The organism is Nonomuraea sp. NPDC050153 (assembly GCF_044460125.1).
Lineage (GTDB): Bacteria > Actinomycetota > Actinomycetes > Streptosporangiales > Streptosporangiaceae > Nonomuraea.
Genome location: NZ_JBITJQ010000006.1, coordinates 382608 through 402994 on the forward strand (window position 1 = coordinate 382608; position 20387 = coordinate 402994).

Annotated in this window: 19 protein-coding genes; 4 read left to right on the forward strand and 15 right to left on the reverse strand. The window is 69.6% G+C overall.

The genetic code is table 11. The annotated features are described in order from the left end of the window. The first annotated feature begins 3 nt into the window (after nt 1-3). Nucleotides 4-402: a MarR family transcriptional regulator gene (locus ACIBQ1_RS18895; RefSeq protein ID WP_397278990.1), complete on the forward strand. Its 399-nt coding sequence runs from the start codon at nt 4-6 to the stop codon at nt 400-402. Here ACIBQ1_RS18895 and ACIBQ1_RS18900 read toward each other — a convergent pair. The 7 genes from ACIBQ1_RS18900 to pdxH all read right to left on the reverse strand — a co-directional run bounded on the left by ACIBQ1_RS18900 (nt 348) and on the right by pdxH (nt 9685). Beyond that, on the reverse strand, nt 348-1796 hold the full coding sequence (locus ACIBQ1_RS18900) for a hypothetical protein (protein WP_397278992.1): 1449 nt from the start codon (nt 1794-1796) through the stop codon (nt 348-350). The two genes, ACIBQ1_RS18895 and ACIBQ1_RS18900, sit on opposite strands and share 55 nt — an antisense overlap. Beyond that, the gene (locus tag ACIBQ1_RS18905; RefSeq protein WP_397278994.1) at nt 1774-3654 is read right to left on the reverse strand and encodes a hypothetical protein; all 1881 of its coding nucleotides are present in this window, start codon (nt 3652-3654) and stop codon (nt 1774-1776) included. Before ACIBQ1_RS18905 ends, ACIBQ1_RS18900 begins: the two co-directional genes overlap by 23 nt. 80 nt (nt 3655-3734) lie before the next feature. Then, the gene (locus ACIBQ1_RS18910; RefSeq protein ID WP_397278995.1) at nt 3735-4514 is read right to left on the reverse strand and encodes an alpha/beta fold hydrolase; all 780 of its coding nucleotides are present in this window, start codon (nt 4512-4514) and stop codon (nt 3735-3737) included. A 16-nt stretch (nt 4515-4530) separates the two neighbouring features. Next, entirely contained in the window at nt 4531-6753 is a 2223-nt protein-coding gene (locus ACIBQ1_RS18915) for a SpoIIE family protein phosphatase (RefSeq protein ID WP_397278997.1), read from the reverse strand. A 123-nt stretch (nt 6754-6876) separates the two neighbouring features. Next, nucleotides 6877-7581, reverse strand: a complete 705-nt coding sequence (locus ACIBQ1_RS18920) for a metal-dependent transcriptional regulator (protein WP_397278998.1) — start codon at nt 7579-7581, stop codon at nt 6877-6879. A 204-nt stretch (nt 7582-7785) separates the two neighbouring features. After that, entirely contained in the window at nt 7786-9021 is a 1236-nt protein-coding gene (locus tag ACIBQ1_RS18925) for an MFS transporter (protein ID WP_397279000.1), read from the reverse strand. 10 nt (nt 9022-9031) lie between these two features. Next, nucleotides 9032-9685: a pyridoxamine 5'-phosphate oxidase gene (pdxH, locus tag ACIBQ1_RS18930; RefSeq protein WP_397279001.1), complete on the reverse strand. Its 654-nt coding sequence runs from the start codon at nt 9683-9685 to the stop codon at nt 9032-9034. Nucleotides 9686-9942: 257 nt separating this feature from the next. Here pdxH and ACIBQ1_RS18935 point away from each other — a divergent pair, with 257 nt between their 5' ends. Further along, entirely contained in the window at nt 9943-11046 is a 1104-nt protein-coding gene (locus ACIBQ1_RS18935) for a citrate synthase 2 (RefSeq protein ID WP_397279003.1), read from the forward strand. Between the two features lie 27 nt (nt 11047-11073). Here the strand turns inward: ACIBQ1_RS18935 and ACIBQ1_RS18940 are convergent, their stop codons facing one another. Next, nucleotides 11074-13665 carry an ABC transporter substrate-binding protein gene (locus tag ACIBQ1_RS18940; RefSeq protein WP_397279005.1) on the reverse strand — a complete coding sequence of 864 codons (2592 nt, stop codon included), beginning with the start codon at nt 13663-13665 and terminating at the stop codon, nt 11074-11076. Between the two features lie 145 nt (nt 13666-13810). Here ACIBQ1_RS18940 and serC point away from each other — a divergent pair, with 145 nt between their 5' ends. Continuing rightward, nucleotides 13811-14920 (forward strand): phosphoserine transaminase, encoded by a 1110-nt coding sequence (serC, locus tag ACIBQ1_RS18945; protein ID WP_397279006.1) that lies wholly within the window; start codon nt 13811-13813, stop codon nt 14918-14920. Here serC and ACIBQ1_RS18950 read toward each other — a convergent pair. Continuing rightward, nucleotides 14899-15267, reverse strand: a complete 369-nt coding sequence (locus ACIBQ1_RS18950; RefSeq protein ID WP_397279008.1) for a BlaI/MecI/CopY family transcriptional regulator — start codon at nt 15265-15267, stop codon at nt 14899-14901. The two genes, serC and ACIBQ1_RS18950, sit on opposite strands and share 22 nt — an antisense overlap. A gap of 97 nt (nt 15268-15364) precedes the next feature. Here ACIBQ1_RS18950 and ACIBQ1_RS18955 point away from each other — a divergent pair, with 97 nt between their 5' ends. Then, a complete protein-coding gene (locus tag ACIBQ1_RS18955; RefSeq protein ID WP_397279010.1) occupies nt 15365-15889 on the forward strand; it encodes a TIGR00645 family protein in 525 nt (174 codons plus the stop codon). Here ACIBQ1_RS18955 and ACIBQ1_RS18960 read toward each other — a convergent pair. The 6 genes from ACIBQ1_RS18960 to cbiQ all read right to left on the reverse strand — a co-directional run bounded on the left by ACIBQ1_RS18960 (nt 15878) and on the right by cbiQ (nt 20385). Continuing rightward, entirely contained in the window at nt 15878-16513 is a 636-nt protein-coding gene (locus ACIBQ1_RS18960) for a rhomboid family intramembrane serine protease (protein ID WP_397279012.1), read from the reverse strand. The genes ACIBQ1_RS18955 and ACIBQ1_RS18960 overlap by 12 nt on opposite strands. A gap of 357 nt (nt 16514-16870) precedes the next feature. Then, nucleotides 16871-17635, reverse strand: a complete 765-nt coding sequence (locus ACIBQ1_RS18965) for a crotonase/enoyl-CoA hydratase family protein (protein ID WP_397279014.1) — start codon at nt 17633-17635, stop codon at nt 16871-16873. A 7-nt stretch (nt 17636-17642) separates the two neighbouring features. Then, nucleotides 17643-18416 carry an SDR family NAD(P)-dependent oxidoreductase gene (locus ACIBQ1_RS18970; protein WP_397279016.1) on the reverse strand — a complete coding sequence of 258 codons (774 nt, stop codon included), beginning with the start codon at nt 18414-18416 and terminating at the stop codon, nt 17643-17645. Nucleotides 18417-18464: 48 nt separating this feature from the next. Beyond that, nucleotides 18465-18803, reverse strand: a complete 339-nt coding sequence (locus tag ACIBQ1_RS18975; RefSeq protein ID WP_185070501.1) for an STAS domain-containing protein — start codon at nt 18801-18803, stop codon at nt 18465-18467. A gap of 95 nt (nt 18804-18898) precedes the next feature. Then, entirely contained in the window at nt 18899-19636 is a 738-nt protein-coding gene (locus tag ACIBQ1_RS18980; RefSeq protein ID WP_397279018.1) for an energy-coupling factor ABC transporter ATP-binding protein, read from the reverse strand. Beyond that, on the reverse strand, nt 19630-20385 hold the full coding sequence (gene cbiQ, locus ACIBQ1_RS18985; protein ID WP_397279020.1) for a cobalt ECF transporter T component CbiQ: 756 nt from the start codon (nt 20383-20385) through the stop codon (nt 19630-19632). The genes ACIBQ1_RS18980 and cbiQ overlap by 7 nt, the downstream gene beginning before the upstream one ends. Between the last annotated feature and the right edge of the window lie 2 nt (nt 20386-20387).

Genomic DNA, 20387 nt, shown 5'->3' on the forward strand with positions numbered 1-20387 from the left:
TCTATGGACAAACCCATCGGCCACTGGCTGAAGCATCTCGACAACCTGCTGGAAAACGCCATGGAGCAGGCGCTGCAGACCACCACCCGCCGGGAATGGCAGGTGCTCAACCTGGCGGCCCAGGAGACCACGCACACCATGCCGTTCACCGGGGTGGACGAGGCCGTGGCGCGGCTCACCGCCAAGGGCTGGCTGGCGGACGGCGGGCTCACCGACGCGGGCCGGGCCGCGCACGAGGAGATCTCCGGGAAGGTCGGCCAGTTTCGGCAGAAGGTGCTCGAAGGCGTGAGTTCGCAGGAGTACCTGGCCACCGTCGACGTGCTCCGCCGCATGTCGGCCAACCTCGATCACTGGCGCGTGTGCTCCGGGGACGACCACGCGGCGAAGACGGTGGCGCCGTAGGGGGTGAGCCGCAGGACGGGGAGCTCCCGCCTGAGCGGATTGCCGTCGCGGTCGATCGTGATGTCGCCGCTGGCGCCCTGGACGTCGATGGTGCCGCTGCGCAGCATGGCCGCCACCTCCTGCGGCCCGAGCTTGGCCAGGTCGTCCTTCGCGTACCTGTCGATGGCCTTGATCGCGACGTACGCGGCGTCATGGTGCATGATCGCGTGGCCGTCGTCGAGCGACTCCGCGGGGAACAGCCGCACGTACCCTTTCTCGTCACCGTTCCCGAACCTCGCCTTGATCGCGGACAGGACGCGGCTGCCGTGGTCGGTGACGTTCGCGGAATGGGCCAGAGCGGTGTAGTACAGCCGGATCCTTCCCCCGTTGTCCTCCCAGATGGGGCTCTTGACGAGATGGGCCTGCTCACTGGTGTCGTCCCCGGCGAAGACGCTGATGTCGCGCTGGACGCAGGGGCGCGACAGGCTCAGACCGCGTAACAGCGCGGGCAGGCCGCGGGCGCGGCCGGCGTAGAAGACGGCGTTGGCGTCGGAGCCGCAGATCGTGTCCGCGATGTTCCCGATGACCGTGCTGGAGGCGTTGACCGTCGAGTCGAACGTCAGCGCCCGGCCGCGCCGCTTGGCGTCGACGACGCGGGCGAGAGTCTTGTCATAGGCCTCGCCCAGCGTCCGGCTGTAGCTGTCGCCGGCCTTGGTGTCCATGACGACGACCGGCTTGAGCGTGGGAACGGCCTGCCCGGCGAAGCGCACGAGAGCCGCCGCCTCGTCGCTGTTCAGCGGGGCCATCCGCACCAGTGCTTGGTGACGCTGCAGTTCGTCGGAGGTGATCACGGCCGCGACCATCGCGATCTTGTCCTTGCTGAGCCGGTCGATCACGCGCCTGGTGGCTTCGACGCTGTTCCCGAGCCCGGTGACGGCGAGGATGCGTTCGCTCTGGACGCGGCCCTCCAGGTCCTCGACCGTGTCCTCCCACGCGTCCGAGCTGATGTTGCCCACGAGCAGCCGGATGTACGGCGCCGCGGACTGCTCCCTGTTCCGCCACAGCTGCGCCAGATGCGACCCTTGCAGGGCATGCCGGATGGTGTCGAGGCCCATCCCCGTCTCGGTCACGTCACCCGACATCGGCAGCAGCACCAGGACGGTGACGTACTCGCCCGGATGCTTCGCGATCACGTCGGCGTTCTCCGCGTGGATGCGCTCCATGATGCCGGCCAGGCTCGGGTCGAAGGCGTCGCTCGCGTCGGTCAGCCTGGACGGCGCGCGGAAGACGTAGGACAGGCCCGCCGCGACGAGCGCGACGACGAGGCCGACGATGACGATCGACCGCCGGCGGCGACGCGTGACGTAGGCGGGAGCCGGCTCGATCTGGAGGCTAGCGCCGGTGATGTCGCTCATACCTCTCGGCCTCTCGTGTGAAGATCGACCGGCCGGTCGTCCTGAGCCCCGCGAGCTGCCTGAACTCGTACGCGATCTCCGTCGCCCGCCGGCCGGGGGGATCGAGGACGGGGTCGAGCCAGAACCACCGGGCCACCACCAGCGTCCTGATCATGGAGGTCCGGTCCCGCCGCTCCGTGTCGGCCGAGCTCACCGCCAGCGAGTCGTACAGCGCCGCCGAGGGCCGATCAAGGGGCAGGCGGTTGGGGGCCGCGGTCACCTGCTCGTAGAGCTCGACCCACTCCGACAGGCGGCTGCCGCGGCGGCCGACCACGTCGAGCTGCCCGAACCGCTCGTTCAGGAAGGCCACGACGGCCTCCAGCCGCGGATCGTCCCCGTCCGTCACGCGGGCCAGCGTGTGATGGGCGGCCGAAGCGTCGTCGGCCACCTCCTGCTTGCGGTGGAAGCTCTCCATCGTCTCGTGGACCTTGTCCCAGCGTTCCGGCTCCGCGGCGAGGTGGTGCAGCAGCAGCCTTCTGAGCCACGGATGGATGACGGTGATCTCCTCCCCGCCGGAGGAGGAGCTCTCCCAGGGGCCTCCGCGGTTCTCCACGGCGCTCCGCGTCGTGAGCCACAGCCGCTCGGCCAGCTCGCGGCGGAGGTGCGAGGCGGTGCTCGCCCCGTCGAGCAGCGCGTTCTCGGCGTCGTCCACGTTCCTGGCCGCCGACCAGGCCATCAGCAGGTCACGCCGGGGCAGGTGGTCGGGCGTCAGACGGCGCAGGGCGTCCTTTTCGCACAGGATGGTGCGGAACTCGTCGTCGTCCTTGGGGTTCCCGAGCAGATCGCCCAGTTTGTCGGCGGCGTACGGGTAGCCCCCGGTCAGCTCGTGGATCGCGCGCGCGTACACCGTCGCGGTCCTGCCGGTCGGCAGGCCGGGCATGAGCATGGGATACCACCAGCGCTGCTCGCCGTCGCACCGCCGCCCCAGCCAGTCCTCGTACGTGGCCTCGGCGAGCCGCGGTGGCCGGCGGGCCCCCGGCGTCCCCGGGCACGCCCAGCCCGTCATCCCCTTCGGCCAGGTCCGCGACGCGGCCACGACCACCAGGGGATCCGCGCTCGCGCCCGCTTCCGAGCGCCTGGCCCTGGCGGCGACGAGCGCTTGCAGGAAGGCGCTGCCCGCCGGGGTGTCGGCGTCGTCCAGCAGCAGGAGGCAGTTGCGCGCGTGGCGCGGCTGCGCCCACGCCTGGGCGAGGTCCTCCAGGAACGCCTCGACGAGTATCCCCCGCGCGCCCTCCGCCCGCTCCCCGCCGATCTTCTGGTCCTGTACGAGATTCAGGACGTCGCCGCCGAGTCGTTCCGAGAGCCACGTCCTGGCCACGCGGTGAACCCGATCGGCGGCGTCCAGACGGCGCCCGATAATCTCCGCGGTAGAAACCAGAAATTTCAGCCATATCCCAATATTTGGCAGCAAGGATGCGATATCCCGCCATTGTGCCGCGTCATCGGGATCAATGCTCGCCTTGCGCTGAAGACGCCGCTGCAGCTGATCTTCGAGTTGCGAACGCGATAATTTCGGATCCAGGCCGAGCACCACCAGCGTGAAGACCGTGCGGGGCAGGTGCACCTTGTCGAGCGCGGCCAGGTCATAGGCGATCCGCTGGATCACGTCGGCGACCGCGCTGCCGAGCTCTGCGTGGAGCGGCAGGTTGACCACCGGAGAGGGCGGTTTCCGCACACTGCGCGAGATCTGCGCGAGGGTCGCGGTCTTCCCGGTGCCCGCCAGTCCGAGCAGAAAAATGACGGGCAGCTCGTGCCGCCCGGGAGGATGAGTTCGCTGGAGACACTCTCGCAACAGTGGATACCAGGAGTCGTCCGCCATGAATTCCGCCATATGGCAATACCGAATGAGCGATCGATACCGGGAAACCTATCCCATTCCTTTGCCGGGGGCAGCGAAATTTATGAAATGGCGCTGGATTCCAGAATGACGCGGGCGACGAGCTCGGGGTCGTCGCTCATCGGCACGTGACCGCAGCCCTTCAGCAGCTTGACCCGCTGCCCCGACCAGCGCGCCGCGCGTACGGCCTGGCGGCGCGGCAGGAGCCGGTCGTGCTCGCCCCACGCGATCGTGATGGGCGACTTCGGCGGGGCGGGCGGCATCAGGCCGGCGAACGACTCCAGCGTCTCGTCGAAGCCGTCAGCCCAGGCCAGCGCCTGGGTGGCCGCGATCTGCGCGGTGACGGAGAGCCTGGAGGGGTGGGCGACCAGGATGCCGGTCGAGACGGCCCGCAGCAGCGGGTTCTCGGCCGCCCTGGCGGCCTGCTTCGCCGGGATCGTGCGGGCCGAGGCCCGCAGGGCGCGCAGCATGGACTGGCAGTAGAGCAGCTCGGAGCGGGACCAGAAGCCGGCCGGCGACAGCGCGGTGGCCGTGCGTACGACGCCGCGCGAGGCCAGCTCCAGCGCGATGTAGCCGCCGAGCGAGTTGCCCGCCACGTGCGGCTCGCGCACGCCCAGCAGCGCGCAGAACGACTCGACCGCGTCGGCCAGCGACTCAGCGGTGTAGGTGATGTCCTCGGGCAGGCCGGGGGACCTGCCGAAGCCGGGCAGATCGAGCGCGATCACCGTGTGCGCGGCCGCCAGGCGGTCCAGCACCGGCAACCACGCCTGCCAGTGATGGCCGATGCCGTGGATGAGGATCAGCGGCGTGCCGGTGCCCCGTCGTTCGAAGGCCAGCTCCATATCCCCAGCTAATCACTCACCTGCCGCGAGTGGGAATCTCGAACCAGACCGCTTTGCCTTCCCTGGTGGGACGCGACCCCCAGCGTCTGGCCAGCTGGTCGACGAGGTAGAGGCCGCGCCCGCCCTCGTCGTTCTCCCCCGCGCTGCGGATGCGCGGCAGGCGCAGGTCCTGGTCGAAGACCTCGACCCAGACCGACTCCTCGCCCCGGCGCAACCTCAGGGTGAACTCCTTGTCGCCGACCACCTCGTCCTCGAAGCCCGGCATGTCCCAGGACTCGTCGAACGGCAGCGGCGGCCCCTCCACGACCAGCTCCCTGCGCGGCACGGTGGCGGTGGCGGCGTGGAGCACGACGTTGGTCACGACCTCGGAGACGAGCAGGCAGGCCAGCTCGGCCCGCTCCTCCGGCACGTTCCAGCTCGAGAACGCCTCCGACGCCATGCGGCGCGCCTCGCCCACCATGATCGGCTGGGCGGGGAAGGTGCGCTCCTCCACGTCGAGGTCGACGTCGCTGGAGCGGACGACCAGGATCGCCATGTCGTCGTCGATGTCGCCGGGCACGGCCACCGTGGCGGCGTCGGCGATGCGCTCGACCTCGGCGCCGGACATCTTGGCGAGCTTGTCGCAGAGCACGCCGAGCGTCTCTTCCTCGCTCGGCATCCGCCCGTCGCGGCCCGGCCGCCGGTCGACCAGGCCGTCGGTGTAGAGCAGCAGAGCCGCGCCCGGCGGCAGCGTGCGCGTCTCCTCCTTGTAGACCAGGTCGGCGTGCAGGCCCTTGGCGTGGACGCCGAGCGGCTGGCCGACCTCCTCGATGTCGAGCTCCACGCACTGGCCGTCGACCAGCAGCAGCGGCGGCGCGTGGCCCGCGTTGGCGAAGGAGAGCTGGCGCGACCAGGCGTCGTAGACGAGGTACTGGCAGGTCACGATGGGCGGGATGGTGACCTCGGTGCCGTTGTCGTCCTGCTCGGGCGTGGCGATGATGCGGGTCCACTCGTCGAGCCTGGCCAGGATGTCGGCCGGCGACTTGTCGTCCTGCGCGAAGGCCCGCAGCGCGGCTCTGAGCTGGCCCATGATGGCCGCCGCCTTGGCGCCCCGGCCCTCGACGTCGCCGATCACGATGCCGACCCGGCCCGCCGACAGCGGGATCACGTCGTACCAGTCGCCGCCGACCTGGGTCTGGATGCCCTGGCCGTGGGAGGCGAGCGGGGCCGCCGGGTAGTAGCGCACCGCGATCTGCAGGCCGTCGAGCTGCGGCAGCGCCCGGGGCAGCAGGTATTTCTGGAACGACTCCGCCGTGTGCCGCTCCTCCTCGAACAGCAGCGCGTTGTCGATGGCCAGCGCGACCCGGGTGGCGATGGCGCCCACGAAGTCGCGGTCGAAGGCGTCGTAGTGGGGGCTGCGCCGGTCGGTGAGGTTGGACAGGCCCAGGTACATCAGCCCGAGCGTCTCGCCGCGCACCAGCAGGGGGGCCACGATGGCGGAGGTCATGCCGATCTCGCCGCACAGCTGCGCGCTGCCCTCGCTGGGGGACGGGTAGCTGCTGGTGGCGAAGCTCTCGACCAGGATCGTCTCCTGGCGGCGCAGCGCGGTGTCCGCGTAGTGACCGGAGGGGTAGCGGATCTCCGCGCCCACCGGCTTCCATGTGCCCGGCGGCGGAGTCCACCCCTGCACGTGCTGGGAGACCCGGCGGACCAGCCGGTCGCCCTCCATCAGCTCGATGAAGCAGTGGTCGGCGAACTGGGGGACCAGCATCTCGGCCACCCGCTTGAGCGTCTCCTCGACGTAGAGCGAGCCCGCCAGCCGCTCGCCGATGCGCTCCAGGAGGCCGAACCGGTCTTTCTCGCGCTCGTTGCTGCGCAGGGCCTCGCGGGCCATGATGACGATGCCCGTCACCGAGCCGGAGGCGTGGCGCAGCGGCACGGCCTGGGCGCGTACGTAGACGATGGTGCCGTCGCCGCGCCTGACGTCGAACGTGCCCTCCCACACGCCGCCCTTGAGCACGTGCTTGGCCAGCTCGATCGCCAGCGGGTGGTCCTTCTCCATGATCCCGAGGGACAGGACGGACGCGTCGCGGGAGGGCGGCTTGCCCTGACGGCCGAAGAGCTTCTCGGCGAAGGGGTTCCAATAGAGGAGATTGCTGAAACGGTCGGTGACGATCACGGCCATTTCAGCGTGGTCGAGCACGGATCCGGCACCCAGGTGATCAGCCGTGTCCTGTGACAGATCCCCCCATCGATTCATCCGGAGACCACTCCTTGGGGTGGCATGCACGCAAAGCGGACCACGGGCGCTCCTGCAACAGTCTTGGCCAGGGGAGAGTGGAGGGCCTCCCAGGAGGGATTCAACCAAGCCGCTGCGCGCGCGTCAGCGCTTGGAGACAAAAACGTGCGCGGCGACATCGCGCGGAAGCTCCGCGGGAGTGTCGTTTGCGTCACCGTCACCTGTCACCCGCACACCGTCGTCGCTCGCCGCGAGCGTCACCTCGCGTCCGGGTTGTATCCCAACTTGCTTGAGTTTAAGCATCACAGCAGGATCGCTTTGCACTTGTTCGCTAATTCGACGCACGACGACCGGCGTGTCCCTCGGGCCCGCCAGGTCCGACATCGATGTCAGCACTCCGGCGCCGCCCTCGGCGGGCTCCTTGGCGCCCAGCTCCGCGAGCCCCGGGATGGGGTTTCCGTGCGGGCACACGGTCGGGTTGTCGAGCAGCGTCACCAGGCGAGCCTCGACCGACTCCGACATGACGTGCTCCCAGCGGCACGCCTCGATGTGCACCTCTTCCCACGGCAGGCCGATGACCTGGGTGAGCAGGCACTCGGCGAGCCGGTGCTTGCGCATCACCCGCGTGGCCAGCGTGCGGCCCAGATCGGTCATGGACAGGTGGCGGTCGCCCTCGACGCGCACGAGCCCGTCGCGCTCCATCCGCGCGACGGTCTGGCTGACAGTGGGGCCGCTCTGCTGCAGGCGCTCCGCGATGCGGGCGCGGAGGGGGACGATGCCCTCCTCCTCGAGCTCGTAAATCGTGCGGAGGTACATCTCCGTGGTGTCGATCAGGCCGTGTGCGGTCAAGGCAGTCCTCCCAATCAAATGTTACGCCGGTCGTGGCGGGGACCGGGCCCGTCCGCAGCGGGCTCTGAAGTCACAGGAACCCTATTGGGAGAACGACCGACGATGGTTAAGGACGGAAACAATGGAGCGGCCCAGTTCCTTCCCGGCGAGCGCGATCTCGGTTCGCCGCGCCGCTGGGGGCGGGAGTCATCTGACCTCAGACCTTTAGTGAGCCCGGTAATTGCGGAACGATCTCACGGACAGGCCCACGATCAGCACCGTGACGGCACAGGCGAGGCCGCCGCCCACCCAGGCCCCGCTCACCCCCATCACCGTCGCCGTCGCGCCGGCCCGCAGGTCGCCCAGGCGCGGCCCGCCCGCCACGACCACCATGAACGCCCCCTGCAGCCGCCCCCGCATCTCGTCGGGCGCGTACAGCTGCAGGATGGACTGCCGCCACACCGACGAGATCACGTCCGCCACCCCGCCCACGGCCATGAACGCCACCACCAGCCAGAGCTCGCTCGCCAGCCCGGCGGCGGCCACGGCCAGGCCCCAGACGGCGATCACGACGACGAGCGCGACCCCCTGCCGCGAGACCCGCCCCACCCAGCCGGAGAACAGCGCCCCGGCCACCGAGCCGATGGCCATGGCGGAGCCCATCCAGCCGAGCGCGATCACCGAGCCGCCGAACCTGTCGGCGGTCAGCTCCGGGAAGAGCGCGCGCGGCAGGGCGAACACCATCGCGATGATGTCCACCACGAACGACATCAGCAGCACCGGGCTCCTGACGATGAAGCTGAGCCCTTCCAGCACGGCCCGGGCTCCCGGACGTCGCACTTCGCCCAACGGGGGCAGTGAGGGCAGTCTGAGGGCCGCGTAGAGGCTCGCGGTGAAGAGCAGGGCGTCCATCGCGTACGCCGCCGCGAACCCGCCGGAGGCCAGCATCACCGCGCCGATCATCGGCCCCGCGACCGCGCCGATGCTGAAGACCAGCGAGTTGAGCGCGTTCGCGGCGGGCACCAGCTCCTTCTCCAGGAGCCTGGGGATGATCGCGCCCCTGGTCGGGCTGGTGATCGCGAAGCCCGTGGCGTTCAGTGCGACTGCGGCGAAGATCAGGTAGACGTTCCCCAGGCCGAGCAGCGCCTGCGCGAAGATGAGGAGCGTCGCCGACCACGCGATGAGCGAGCCGACGATCAGCAGCTTGCGCCGGTCGACGGCGTCGGCGACCGCCCCTCCCCACAGGCCGAAGACGATCAGCGGGATCAGGTTGGCCATCCCCAGCAGCCCCACGTAGAACGAGGAGTAGGTGAGCTCCCAGACCTGCTGCCCGACGGCCACGACGGTCGCCCCGACGCCCACGTGCGAGACCGCCTGGCCGAGCCAGAGCCGCCGGTACTCGGACACCCCGAGCGGCCGGGTGTCTACCAGATGACGCTTGACCAGCTCCGCGATCGCCACTCCATGAACACTAAGGGGCCAGTCTTTCCAGGGCCCAACCGGGTCGTGTGCGCCGATAGCGGAGCCTGTCGTGCATCCGGTCGAGTTGTCCCTGCCAGAACTCCATCTCGATCGGATAGACCCGGAAGCCTCCCCAGAAGTCGGGCACCGGGGGATGCTCCGGCCAGCGCTCCGCCAGCTCGGCGTAGCGATCGTCCAGCTCCTGTCTGGACCGCACGACGGCCGACTGCCGCGACGCCCAGGCGCCGATGCGCGAGCCGTACGGGCGGGAGTTGTAGTACTCGGCCGACTCCTCGTGGGACATCCGGGTCACGGTGCCCTCGACGCGTACCTGGCGGCGGATCGGGTGCCAGGGGAACAGCAGGGACGCGCGGGGGTTCTCGCCCAGGTCGCGGCCCTTGCGGGACTCGTAGTTGGTGTAGAAGACGAATCCGCGTTCGTCGTAGCCCTTCAGCAGGACCGTCCTGGCGCTCGGGCGGCCGCCCGCCGAGGCGGTGGCCAGGATCATGGCGTTGGGTTCGGGCAGGCCGGACTCGAGCGCGTCCTGGAACCAGAAGGTGAACTGCTCTATGGGGTCGGACGCGAGGTCGGATTCGAGCAGCGGCTCGCCCTCGTACGTTCGGCGTAGCCCCGCCAGCACGGGCGGGCGCGGGGTGGCATCCACGAGACGGTATTCTTGCGCGCTTGTGTGGTAGATCCCATGCACCCCCCTCACCAGCGGGTTTGGCCTTACGGCGGGTCCCGAGACCGAGCACGACCTGGCAAGGGGTTAAATTGACCCGCCGGTATCTCGACATCAACAGAGCGGAGGAGCTCGGGGGGAGAGATCGAGGGCAAACGATGCCAACGACCCCCGAAGCGAGCCGCGACCATTGACACAGCATTGCCCAAACATGGCAAGGGAAAGGGAGGCGGCCGCACATGTCCGACTTCAAACCCGGGCTCGAAGGCGTCGTAGCTTTCGAGACTGAGATCGCGGAACCGGACAAAGAAGGGGGCGCCCTTCGATACCGGGGCGTCGACATCGAAGAGCTGGTCGGCCGTGTCCCGTTCGGGGCTGTCTGGGGCCTGCTGGTCGACAACAAGTTCCAGCCGGGCCTGCCCCCGGCGGAGCCGTACCCCATCCCTGTCCACTCCGGTGACATCCGCGTAGACGTTCAGAGCGCCCTGGCCATGCTGGCTCCGGCCTACGGCTTCAAGCCCCTGCTCGACATCACCGACGAGGAGGCCCGCGACCAGCTCGCCCGCGCCTCCGTCATGGCCCTCTCGTTCGTCGCGCAGTCCGCGCGCGGCCTCGGCCTGCCGATGGTGCCGCAGAGCCGGGTCGACGAGGCCGAGACCATCGTCGAACGCTTCATGATCCGCTGGCGCGGTGAGCCTGATCCCAAGCACGTCAAGGCCATCGACGCCTACTGGACCTCCGCGGCCGAGCACGGCATGAACGCCTCCACGTTCACCGCCCGCGTCATCGCCTCCACCGGGGCCGACGTGGCCGCCGCGCTCTCCGGCGCCGTCGGCGCCATGTCGGGCCCGCTGCACGGTGGCGCCCCGGCCCGCGTCCTGCACATGATCGAGGGCGTCGAGCAGCTCGGCGACGCCAAGAAGTACGTCCAGAGCGAGCTCGACAAGGGCAACCGGCTCATGGGCTTCGGGCACCGCGTCTACCGCGCGGAGGACCCGCGCGCCCGCGTGCTCCGCCGTACCGCCAAGGAGCTCGACGCCCCCCGCTACGAGGTCGCCGCGGCGCTGGAGCAGGCCGCGCTGGACGAGCTGCACGCGCGCAAGCCCGACCGCGTGCTGGCCACCAACGTGGAGTACTGGGCGGCCGTGGTGCTGGACTTCGCCGAGGTGCCCTCCCACATGTTCACCTCGATGTTCACCTGCGCCCGCACGGCCGGCTGGGCCGCGCACGTCCTGGAGCAGAAGCTCACGGGCCGCCTCGTGCGCCCGAGCGCGAACTACGTCGGCCCCGCCTCGCGTCCCCTGAGCGACGTTCCCGGCGCCGCCGAGGTCGCCGGGAAGTGACGTACTGACGGGATGGGCCCCGGACGTTCAGCCGAACGAGCATTTCACCTCGAGTTCGGCGGTGTCCGGGGCCTTTTCGTCGACCGTGCAGCTGCCCCGCGGCACCAGGCCGTTCTCGGAGGCACCCGCGGCGGGGTCCGTGGAGAAGAGCCAGAGGCCGCGAGGGAGCGCGGCGTGTGACTCCGCGTCCTCCGAGAAGTAGAACTTCCCGCTCGCGCCCTGGATGAGGCCGCCCACGCCGAGCCCGCGCAGGTTGTACGCGACGCTTTCTGCGATGTTGACCGACTCGTCGACGTCCGAGGCCTTGATCTTGTTGATCGCCGACGTGACGGCCAGCAGCGCGTCGTAGCCCATCCACGCGTGCACGCGTGACACGCCCGTCGCCTTGACGCTCGCGATCCAGTTCTCGATCTCCGTCTGGGTGCGGTTGTCGCCCTGTCCCTTTCGCACGTCGTTGAGCGCGACGAACGAGATCGCCGGCTTGTTGGGGAAGTCCTCCTTGACGAGGAGCTGCCCCAGTTTCTCGGTGACGTCGTCGCCCGCCAGGATCTGCACCTTGGCCGCGCACTGGTGCTCGCGGGTGTCGGCGACGGTGTTCAGGAAGGTGGCCCTGCCGGTGTAGAGCAGCACCTCCGCACCGTCCTGGCAGGCCAGGTCGACCTTGCTGGCCAGCTCGTCCTGGTTGGCGAACCGGTACTGCTTCGCGGCCGCGTACGGGCCCTTGGCCAGCCCTTCCGCGAGGTCCTTGCTGTAGAGCTCGTGCTCTTCCACGTCGTGCTCGACCAGGACGGCGACCCGCTGCGGAGCGACCGGCCGCCCGCCGGGGAGCCCGCGCGCGAGCCAGAACTCGAACGCCCGCGCCTGCGCGGAGTTGGGAGCCGCCATGCGGAAGAAGTACGGCGAGGGACGGTCATGGTAGACCAGCGGCGTCCGGTCGGCCGAGTTCGTGGTGCTGAGCATCGGGATGTGCGCGTCACTGAGCACCCGGATGGCGTCCTGCGTCTCGGTCCTGCTCCACGCGAGCCCGATCACCCCGGCCACGTCCGGGTCGCCGGCCGCGCGCTGCCTGATCATGGCGGCGGCGAACCTGGCATGCCGGAAGTACTGCCCGGTGTTGGCCACCTCCACCTTGATCTGCCAGCTGCCCAGCCGGTTGTAGGCGCCCTGGCGGGCCGCGATGCCGGACAGTTCGCCGGCCGAGCCGCCCGTCTGGTCGTCGCCCGGGTGGGCCGTGGTGAGCACGCCGAGATAGAAGACCGTGATGACCCGCTGCCTCGTGTCGATGGCCTCGTTCTGCTGCTTGATCCGCTCGAGGATGGGCACGAGGGCCGGGTCGGGGGCGATCTCGGCGAGATTGTCGCTCAGGCCGACGCACTGTTGCTCGGCCCGCATCATGCCGGGGCCGCAGCCGAACCAGTTGCTGCCGTAGACGTACAGCGGCGGGGCGAGCAGCAGTGCCAGCATCGCGAGCCAGTAGCCGACGGCACGGGCCTTGACCCGCGCGAGCCGCGGCCGATAGGTGCCCGTCAGCACCAGCTTGTCGCCGGCGAGACGCAGCCGCGGCTCCGGCCCGCGCAGCGCCACGCGCGAGCGCCAGTCATCGACCTCCTTGGCGATGCTCCGCTGCTCTCGCCTGGCCGGAGGCCCGGCCGGCTCCGGCTGCCCCGGGTCCTCGGCGATCACCAGCAGCGGCGGCACGATGCCCGTCTCGTACCGGACTTCGTCCAGGACCCGCAGGAACCGCGCGTGGACCGGATCTTCCGCGTCGAGCACCAGCAGGGCGTACAGCCCGCGCCCCCAGCTCGGCCACGGGATGCGCGGCCACTTGCGGTACGCCTGGCGCAGGTCCTCCAGCATCGCGTAGACCAGCAGCTTCTCGATCTCCGGCTCTGACGCGTTCATCAGGAGAAGCGTGTATTCCGGGCGGCTCTGGCTGACGGTGCGCCGTAAGCCCTCGTACTGGTGGCGGCGGAACCACCGTGAGAAGGCCGTGCCGCGGATGAAGCGCACGGCCTGCAGCCCGATCGCGCCAGTGCCCAGCAGCAGCGCGAGCAGGCCGGGTGCCAGCGGGATCAGGTCGGTGATCCCGGTGTCCAGCCACCAGGCGGCCACGGTGGCGACCGGCACGAAGAAGATCGCGGCCCGCACGAGGAAGTCGCCGGCCGCCCACCGCTTGCGGCTGTCGGCCTGCAGACTGGGGCGCACCCCGAACCTGGCGCCGAACCGGCGCTTGAGCTCCTCCTGCCCGGGGCGCGACTCAGGTTGCGGCGGCCACTTGTCCTCCGGCCACTGCTCCGGTTTCTTGTCGCGCTGGGCCCGGGCCCACAACACGAACTCCGTCAGCGGGAAACGCGGCGCGGGCAGCAGAGTGCGGCCGACTTTGTTGCCACCGAAGGCGCCACTGGCTCCGGCCAGGGCTTCCACGAGCTCGGCCAGCGATTTGTGCGCGCCTTCCTCCGGCTTCGCGTACGGCAGGAGTCCGTTGAAACGCTCCGACAGCCGCCCCGCCGCACCGGCCTGCGCTCCGGTGAGAACAAGCACGGGCAGCGGGAGGTCCCGCCAGAAGGGCCGCCGCAACAGGCCCTCCACCACTTCGCGCGAATCCTGTTCAGAGGGCATGGCGCCACCGCCGCTCTCATGTCACGAACATGGCAGGTCCCCGACTCCTCCATTCTGCGGCATTTGTGATCTTTTGGCTGTGGCGTTCTTCTCAGATTCCCGCCCCGGTCCCAAATCAAGCGCGCGGGATCAGTACCCTGGTCAGGTGGCTGACATCGTGATTCCCGCTGACATCAAGCCCGCCGACGGCCGCTTCGGCTGCGGGCCCTCGAAGGTACGCACCGAGCAACTGGCCGCGCTCGCCGCCTCCGGCGCGAGCCTCATGGGCACCTCCCACCGCCAGAAGCCGGTCAAGAACCTGGTCGGCCGCGTACGCTCCGGGCTCGCCGACCTGTTCTCGCTGCCCGAGGGCTACCAGGTCGTGCTGGGCAACGGCGGCACCACCGCGTTCTGGGACATCGCCGCCTTCGGGCTGATCCGCGACAAGTCGCAGCACCTGTCGTTCGGCGAGTTCTCCTCGAAGTTCGCGGCGGTCACCAAGAAGGCCCCGTGGCTGGCCGACCCGAGCGTCATCAAGTCCGAGGTCGGTACCTACCCCACCGCCGTGGCCGAGGAGGGGGTGGACGCGTACGCGCTCACCCACAACGAGACCTCGACCGGCGTGGCCATGCCCATCACGCGCGTGGGCTCCGGCGACTCGCTGGTGCTCGTCGACGCCACCTCCGGCGCCGGCGGCCTGCCCGTCGACCTCGCCGAGACCGACGTCTACTACTTCGCGCCGCAGAAGAGCTTCGCCTCCGACGGCGGCCTGTGGATCGCGATCATGTCGCCGCGGGCGCTGGCCAGGGTCGAGGAGATCGCCGCGACCGGCCGTTTCGTGCCGGAGTTCTTCAGCCTGCCGGTCGCGATCGACAACTCAGCGAAGGACCAGACCTACAACACGCCGGCCGTGGCCACCCTGTTCCTGCTGGCCGACCAGCTCGACTGGATGAACTCCAACGGCGGCCTGGCCTGGACCACCGCCCGCACGGCCGAGTCCAGCCAGCGCCTCTACACGTGGGCGGAGAAGTCGGCGTACGCCACGCCGTTCGCCGCTCCGGAGTTCCGCTCCCAGGTCGTCGGCACGATCGACTTCGCCGACTCCGTCGACGCCGCCGCCGTCGCCAAGGTGCTGCGGGCCAACGGCATCGTCGACACCGAGCCGTACCGCAAGCTGGGCCGCAACCAGCTGCGCGTCGCGATGTTCCCGGCCATCGAACCGGCCGACATCGAGGCGCTGACGGTCTGCGTCGACTACGTGGTCGAGCGCCTCTGACGGCGTAACAGCTCCTCCATGAGGGCGAGCGCGTCCTCCTCCTCGACGCTCTGCGCGAACCTGGCCAGCACCGGCAACCTGTCGCCGCTGGCCGAGAGCGCTTCGAGCATGAGGTCGGTGACGTGCTCGTCCCTCGACTTGACCGTGGCGTAGCGGAACGCGTTACGGTACGGCGTGCGTACGAGCAGCCCCTTCTTCACCAGCCGCTCGGCCACGGTCTGCACCGTCGTGTACGCCAGCTCGCGCTCCTCGTTGAGCCTGGTCAGCAGTTCCCTGACGCGCATCGGTTTACCGGCATCCCACAGCACGTCCATGATCGCGCGTTCCAGGGACCCCAGGTTCGCCAACTGACCAATCCTCCGGCTCGATTAGTAGGAAACATTGTTGCCCGAAAAGCTCGCATCCGGCCAGGGAATCTCGCGGCCGAAGAGCCTCGGTTATCTGATGTTCGCCAGTCGCTGGCTTCAGGTCCCGCTCTATCTGGGCCTGATCGTGGCCCAGGCGGTGTACGTCTACCAGTTCGCGCTGGAGCTCTGGCACCTGATCGAGACGGTGTTCCTGCACGCCGCGCCGGTCACCTCGGCGACGCCGTCGGCCGAGGTCGTGGTCATGCTCACGGTCCTGGCGCTCATCGACGTGGTGATGATCTCCAACCTGCTGATCATGGTGATCATCGGCGGTTACGAGACGTTCGTCTCCCGCATCAACCTCAACGACCACCCCGACGAGCCCGAGTGGCTCTCCCACGTCAACGCGAACGTGCTGAAGGTCAAGCTGGCCACGGCCATCGTCGGCATCTCGTCGGTGCACCTGCTGCAGACGTTCATCAGGGCTCAGTCGACGCCCAACGACAAGATCATGTGGCAGACGATCATGCATCTGGCCTTCGTGGCCTCGGCCATCGGCCTCGCCTACATCGACCGCCTGCTGTCCTCCTCCCCGGCGGAGCACACGCGGTCACATCTGTGACCCTCGGTACGCCGGGATCTGGCGCTTGCGGCGCAGCACCCAGCCGGCCACCACGCCGCCGATGAGCCCGAACAGGTGGCCCTGCCAGGAGATGCCCTGCTGGTTGGGCAGCAGGCCCGCCAGGATCCCCCAGTAGGCGAACCCCACGCCGACGGCGATGGCGATGTCGAGCAGCCTGCGGTCGAACAGGCCGCGGGCCAGGATGTAGCCGAAGTAGCCGAAGATCAGGCCGCTGGCGCCGACCGTGTAGACGTTGGGGCTGGTCAGCCAGGTGCCGAAGCCGCCGATGAGGATGATCAGCACGCTGGCCCACAGGAACTTGCGCAGGTCGCGCAGGCCGGCCAGGAAGCCAAGAACCAGCAGGGGCAGCGAGTTGGCCATGAGGTGGCCGAAGCCGCCGTGCAGGAACGGCGCGAACAGGATGCCGATCAGGCCGTCGGGCTCCCAGCCGATGATGCCGAACTCGCGGTCGAGCGCGCCGTTGAGCACGTAGTCGACGCCTTCGACGACCCACATGACGGCCAGCATGGCGACCACGATGATGAGCGCGCTCAGCGCACCGGACAGGAGGGCCCCGGCGCCGCGCTTGGCCGACTCGAACCTGTAACCCGAATAGTCGCTCATGCGCTCTCCCGGTACGTTGCCTTCTCTTTCTTTACCGTAGCCAGGAACACTTATGCACGCGCTAAATCCGATCCCTGGTGGGCGAGGGAAAGCGGCGGGCGACACGGCCGCAGGGCGCCCGAGAGCCCCCGGGGGCGCTCTCAGGGAGGGGACACCCGCCGGAGCGCCCCACAGACGCGCACAGCGGCCGCGCGGGGCGCGCCACGGGCGCGGACCGCAGCGGGCACGCGACAGAGCGCCACGGACGCACGTGGCGACCCGCGCGACACGGCGCCGCACGCGAACATCCGCGAGGGGGCGTGCGGGAGAGCGGTGGTGCGGCGCTCTCCCGCCCGCGAGGGGCCTATCGCCGGCCGGTCACTCGCCCTTCCACTGCGGGGCGCGCTTCTCGGCGAAGGCGGCGGCGCCCTCCATGGCGTCCTTGGAGCCGAACACCGGCCCGACGATCGCCCCCTGCCTGGCGAACATCTCCTCCAGCGACCAGTCCTGCGACTCGATGATCACCTTCTTGGTCGCGGCCAGGGCCAGCGGCGCGTTGGCGGCGATCTTGCGGGCCAGTTCCAGCGCCCCCTCCAGCGCCTCCCCCGGCGGGGTGATCCGGTTGACCAGCCCGAGCTCGTACAGCCGCGCCGCCGGATAGTGGTCGCCGGTCAGGGCGATCTCCATGGCCACGTGGTACGGGATCCGGCGCGGCAGCCGCATGACGCCGCCCGCGCCCGCCACCAGCCCGCGCCTGGGCTCCGGGAGCCCGAACTTGGCCTCCGACGACGCCACGATGACGTCGCACGACAGCGCCAGCTCGAACCCGCCCGCCAGCGCGTACCCCTCCACGGCGGCCACCAGCGGCTTCTTCGGCGGCGACTCGGCGAGCCCGCCGAAGCCACGCCCCTCGACCACCGGGAAGTCGCCGGACAGGAACCCCTTGAGGTCCATGCCCGCGGAGAAGGTGCCACCGGCACCGGTCAGGACATAGGCGGAAATGTCGGGGCGGGCGTCGAGCGTGTCCAGCGCCTCGGCGATCCCCCGCGCCACCGCCCCGTTCACGGCATTACGCGCTTTGGGGCGATTTATCGTGATTACGGCGACGTTCTCGGATTCCTCGACGAGCACTTCGTCAGACAACGAGACCTCACTTGGGCTGGAAGCGGATGCCGCCGTCGAAGCGGATGACCTCGGCGTTCATGTAGTCGTTCTCGACCAGCGACCGCACCAGGTGCGCGAACTCGTCGGCCCGCCCCATGCGCTTGGGGAACACCACCGGCGCCACCAGCTTGGCCTTGAACTCCTCGGAGTTGGGCGAGAAGCCGTAGATGGGCGTGTCGATGATGCCCGGGCAGATCGTGTTGACCCGTACGCCGATCGCGGCCAGGTCGCGTGCCGCGGGCACCGTCATGCCCACGATGCCGCCCTTGGAGGCCGAGTACGCCAACTGCCCCGTCTGGCCCTCCAGCGCCGCCACGGAGGCCGTGTTGATCACCACGCCCCGCTGACCGTCGGCGTCGGCCGGCTCCGTCCTGGCGATCGCCGCGGCGCCGATGCGCATGAGGTTGAACGTGCCGATCAGGTTGACCTCGATGACCTTGCGGTACGAGGCCGGGTTGTGCGGACTGCCGTCCCGGTTGACCGTGCGCTCGGCCCAGCCGATGCCGGCGCTGTTGACCACCACGCGCAGCGGCTTGCCGGTGGCCACGGCGGCGTCCACGGCCGCCTGCACCTGCTCGTCGTCCGACACGTCGGTCCTGGCGAACACCCCGCCGAGCTCGTCGGCGACGGCCTTGCCGCGCTCCTCGTTGAGGTCGGCGACGACGACCGTGGCACCCGCGCGGGCCAGCTCGCGGGCCGTGGCCTCGCCGAGGCCGCTGGCGCCGCCGGAGATGATTGCTGCAGATCCGTTCACGTCCATATCCCGGACCCTAACCCTCCGACCGAATGAAGTTCTACGCGGGGGGCGTCAAATCTCGCCCACAGCGCTGTCGACGTCGGCATACACCTTGATCCGGCGGTCGAGCCCGGTGGTGCGGAGAATGCGCGCCACCGGCGCCTGGGGCGCCGCCAGGGACACGCCGCCGCCCTCGCCCGTCGCCAGCCGCCAGGCCTCGATCAGCACCGACAGGCCGCTGGAGTCCATGAACGACAGCTGCTGCAGGTCGAGCACCAGTCTGGCGCTGTCCTGCTTGATCGCGTCACGCACCTCGTCACGCAGGAACGGTGCGGTGAACAGGTCGAGCTCTCCCTCAACGGCCACCACCACGGCATCGCCAAGGGCGTGTCGCGCAAGCCGCAGCTTCATTTGGCCCCTCCTCGATGAGCCACTGTACTTCGACATCCCCGGGTCCCGGGCATGCACAAACTACGAAGAGGCAGGCGTGAGGCGGATAAATGCACTCACACCGCAGGGATCGCAAACCCGTATGGAAGCTCCAAGCGGTGCTCGGCCAGCAGTTCCGCGTCGGAGAGCAGCTCACGCGTGGTGCCGTCGGCGGCGATGACGCCGCCGGAAAGGATCAGCGAACGTTCGCACAATTCCAGCGCGTACGGCAGGTCGTGCGTGACCATGAGCACCGTCACGTCGAGCGAGCGCAGGATCTCGGCCAGTTCCCTGCGGGCGGCCGGGTCGAGGTTGGACGAGGGCTCGTCGAGCACCAGGATCTCCGGCGCCATGGCCAGCACGGTCGCCACCGCCACCCGGCGCCGCTGGCCGAACGACAGGTGGTGCGGCGGCCGGTCGATGGCCGCCAGCATGCCGACCCGCTCCAGCGCGTCCTTGACCACGCGGTCGAGGTCCTCGCCCCGCAGTCCCGCGTTGGCCGGGCCGAAGGCGACGTCGTCGCGGACCGTGGGCATGAAGAGCTGGTCGTCCGGGTCCTGGAAGACCAGGCCGACGCGCTGCCTGACGTCTTTGAGCGTGTCTTTGCGCACCGGCGTGCCGGCGACGGTGACGCTTCCGTGACCCGGGGTGAGAATGCCGTTGAGATGCATGACGAGGGTGGTCTTGCCGGCGCCGTTCGGGCCGAGCAGGGCCACGCGCTCGCCGCGGGCGATCGACAGATCCACGCCGAACAGCGCCTGCGTGCCGTCGGGATAGGCGTAGGCGAGCTGCCTGACGTCGAGAGAGTTCACCACGAGAGTCCCCATATTGCGAGGGCCACGGCCGGGAGGGCCAGCGCGATGCCCCATTGACGTACAGATGCCGAAATATCTTGAATTATCGGCATCTTGCCGGTGTATCCCCGGCTGAGCATGGCCAGATGCACGCGCTCGCCCCGCTCGTACGAACGGATGAACAGCGCCCCGGCGGACCGGGCGATCACGGGGACGTGCCGAAGATCACGCGCCACGAACCCGCGCGACTCCCTGGCCACCCGCATCCGCCGCATCTCGTCCATGATCACGTCCAGGTACCTCAGCATGAACATGGCGATCTGCACCAGCAGGGGCGGCAGCCGCAGCCGCTGGGCGCCGATCAGGATCACCCGCGGCTCGGTGGTGGCCGCGAGCAGGATGGAGGCGATCACGCCGAGCGTGGCCTTGGCCAGGATGTTCCAGGCCGCCCAGAGGCCGGGGACGCTCAGCGAGACGCCCAGGACCGTGGTCCGCTCCCCCAGCCCGATGACCGGGATGAGGAAGGCGAACAGCACGAAGGGCACCTCGATCACCATCCGCCGCAGCACGTACGTCACCGGCACCCTCGCGGCCACGGCCACGACCCCCAGCAGGGCGGCATAGACCGCGAACGCCCAGAACCGCTCCCTCGGCGTGGCCACCACGACGATCGCGAAGGCGAAGACGGCCAGCAGCTTGCACTGCGGCGGCAGCCGGTGCACGACCGAGTCGCCCGGCAGGTAGAGCTGGTGATGGTGTCCCGCGCCCACGC

Bases quoted from the DNA above. Each gene is read 5' to 3' on its own strand.
- ACIBQ1_RS18900 (WP_397278992.1), bottom strand. From the start codon at position 1,796: ATGAGCGACATCACCGGCGCTAGCCTCCAGATCGAGCCGGCTCCCGCC.
- ACIBQ1_RS18895 (WP_397278990.1), top strand. From the start codon at position 4: ATGGACAAACCCATCGGCCACTGGCTGAAGCATCTCGACAACCTGCTG.
- ACIBQ1_RS18960 (WP_397279012.1), bottom strand. From the start codon at position 16,513: ATGAGCGACTATTCGGGTTACAGGTTCGAGTCGGCCAAGCGCGGCGCC.
- ACIBQ1_RS18915 (WP_397278997.1), bottom strand. From the start codon at position 6,753: ATGAATCGATGGGGGGATCTGTCACAGGACACGGCTGATCACCTGGGT.
- ACIBQ1_RS18940 (WP_397279005.1), bottom strand. From the start codon at position 13,665: ATGCCCTCTGAACAGGATTCGCGCGAAGTGGTGGAGGGCCTGTTGCGG.
- ACIBQ1_RS18955 (WP_397279010.1), top strand. From the start codon at position 15,365: ATGTTCGCCAGTCGCTGGCTTCAGGTCCCGCTCTATCTGGGCCTGATC.
- ACIBQ1_RS18975 (WP_185070501.1), bottom strand. From the start codon at position 18,803: ATGAAGCTGCGGCTTGCGCGACACGCCCTTGGCGATGCCGTGGTGGTG.
- ACIBQ1_RS18905 (WP_397278994.1), bottom strand. From the start codon at position 3,654: ATGGCGGACGACTCCTGGTATCCACTGTTGCGAGAGTGTCTCCAGCGA.
- ACIBQ1_RS18935 (WP_397279003.1), top strand. From the start codon at position 9,943: ATGTCCGACTTCAAACCCGGGCTCGAAGGCGTCGTAGCTTTCGAGACT.
- ACIBQ1_RS18970 (WP_397279016.1), bottom strand. From the start codon at position 18,416: ATGGACGTGAACGGATCTGCAGCAATCATCTCCGGCGGCGCCAGCGGC.
- ACIBQ1_RS18910 (WP_397278995.1), bottom strand. From the start codon at position 4,514: ATGGAGCTGGCCTTCGAACGACGGGGCACCGGCACGCCGCTGATCCTC.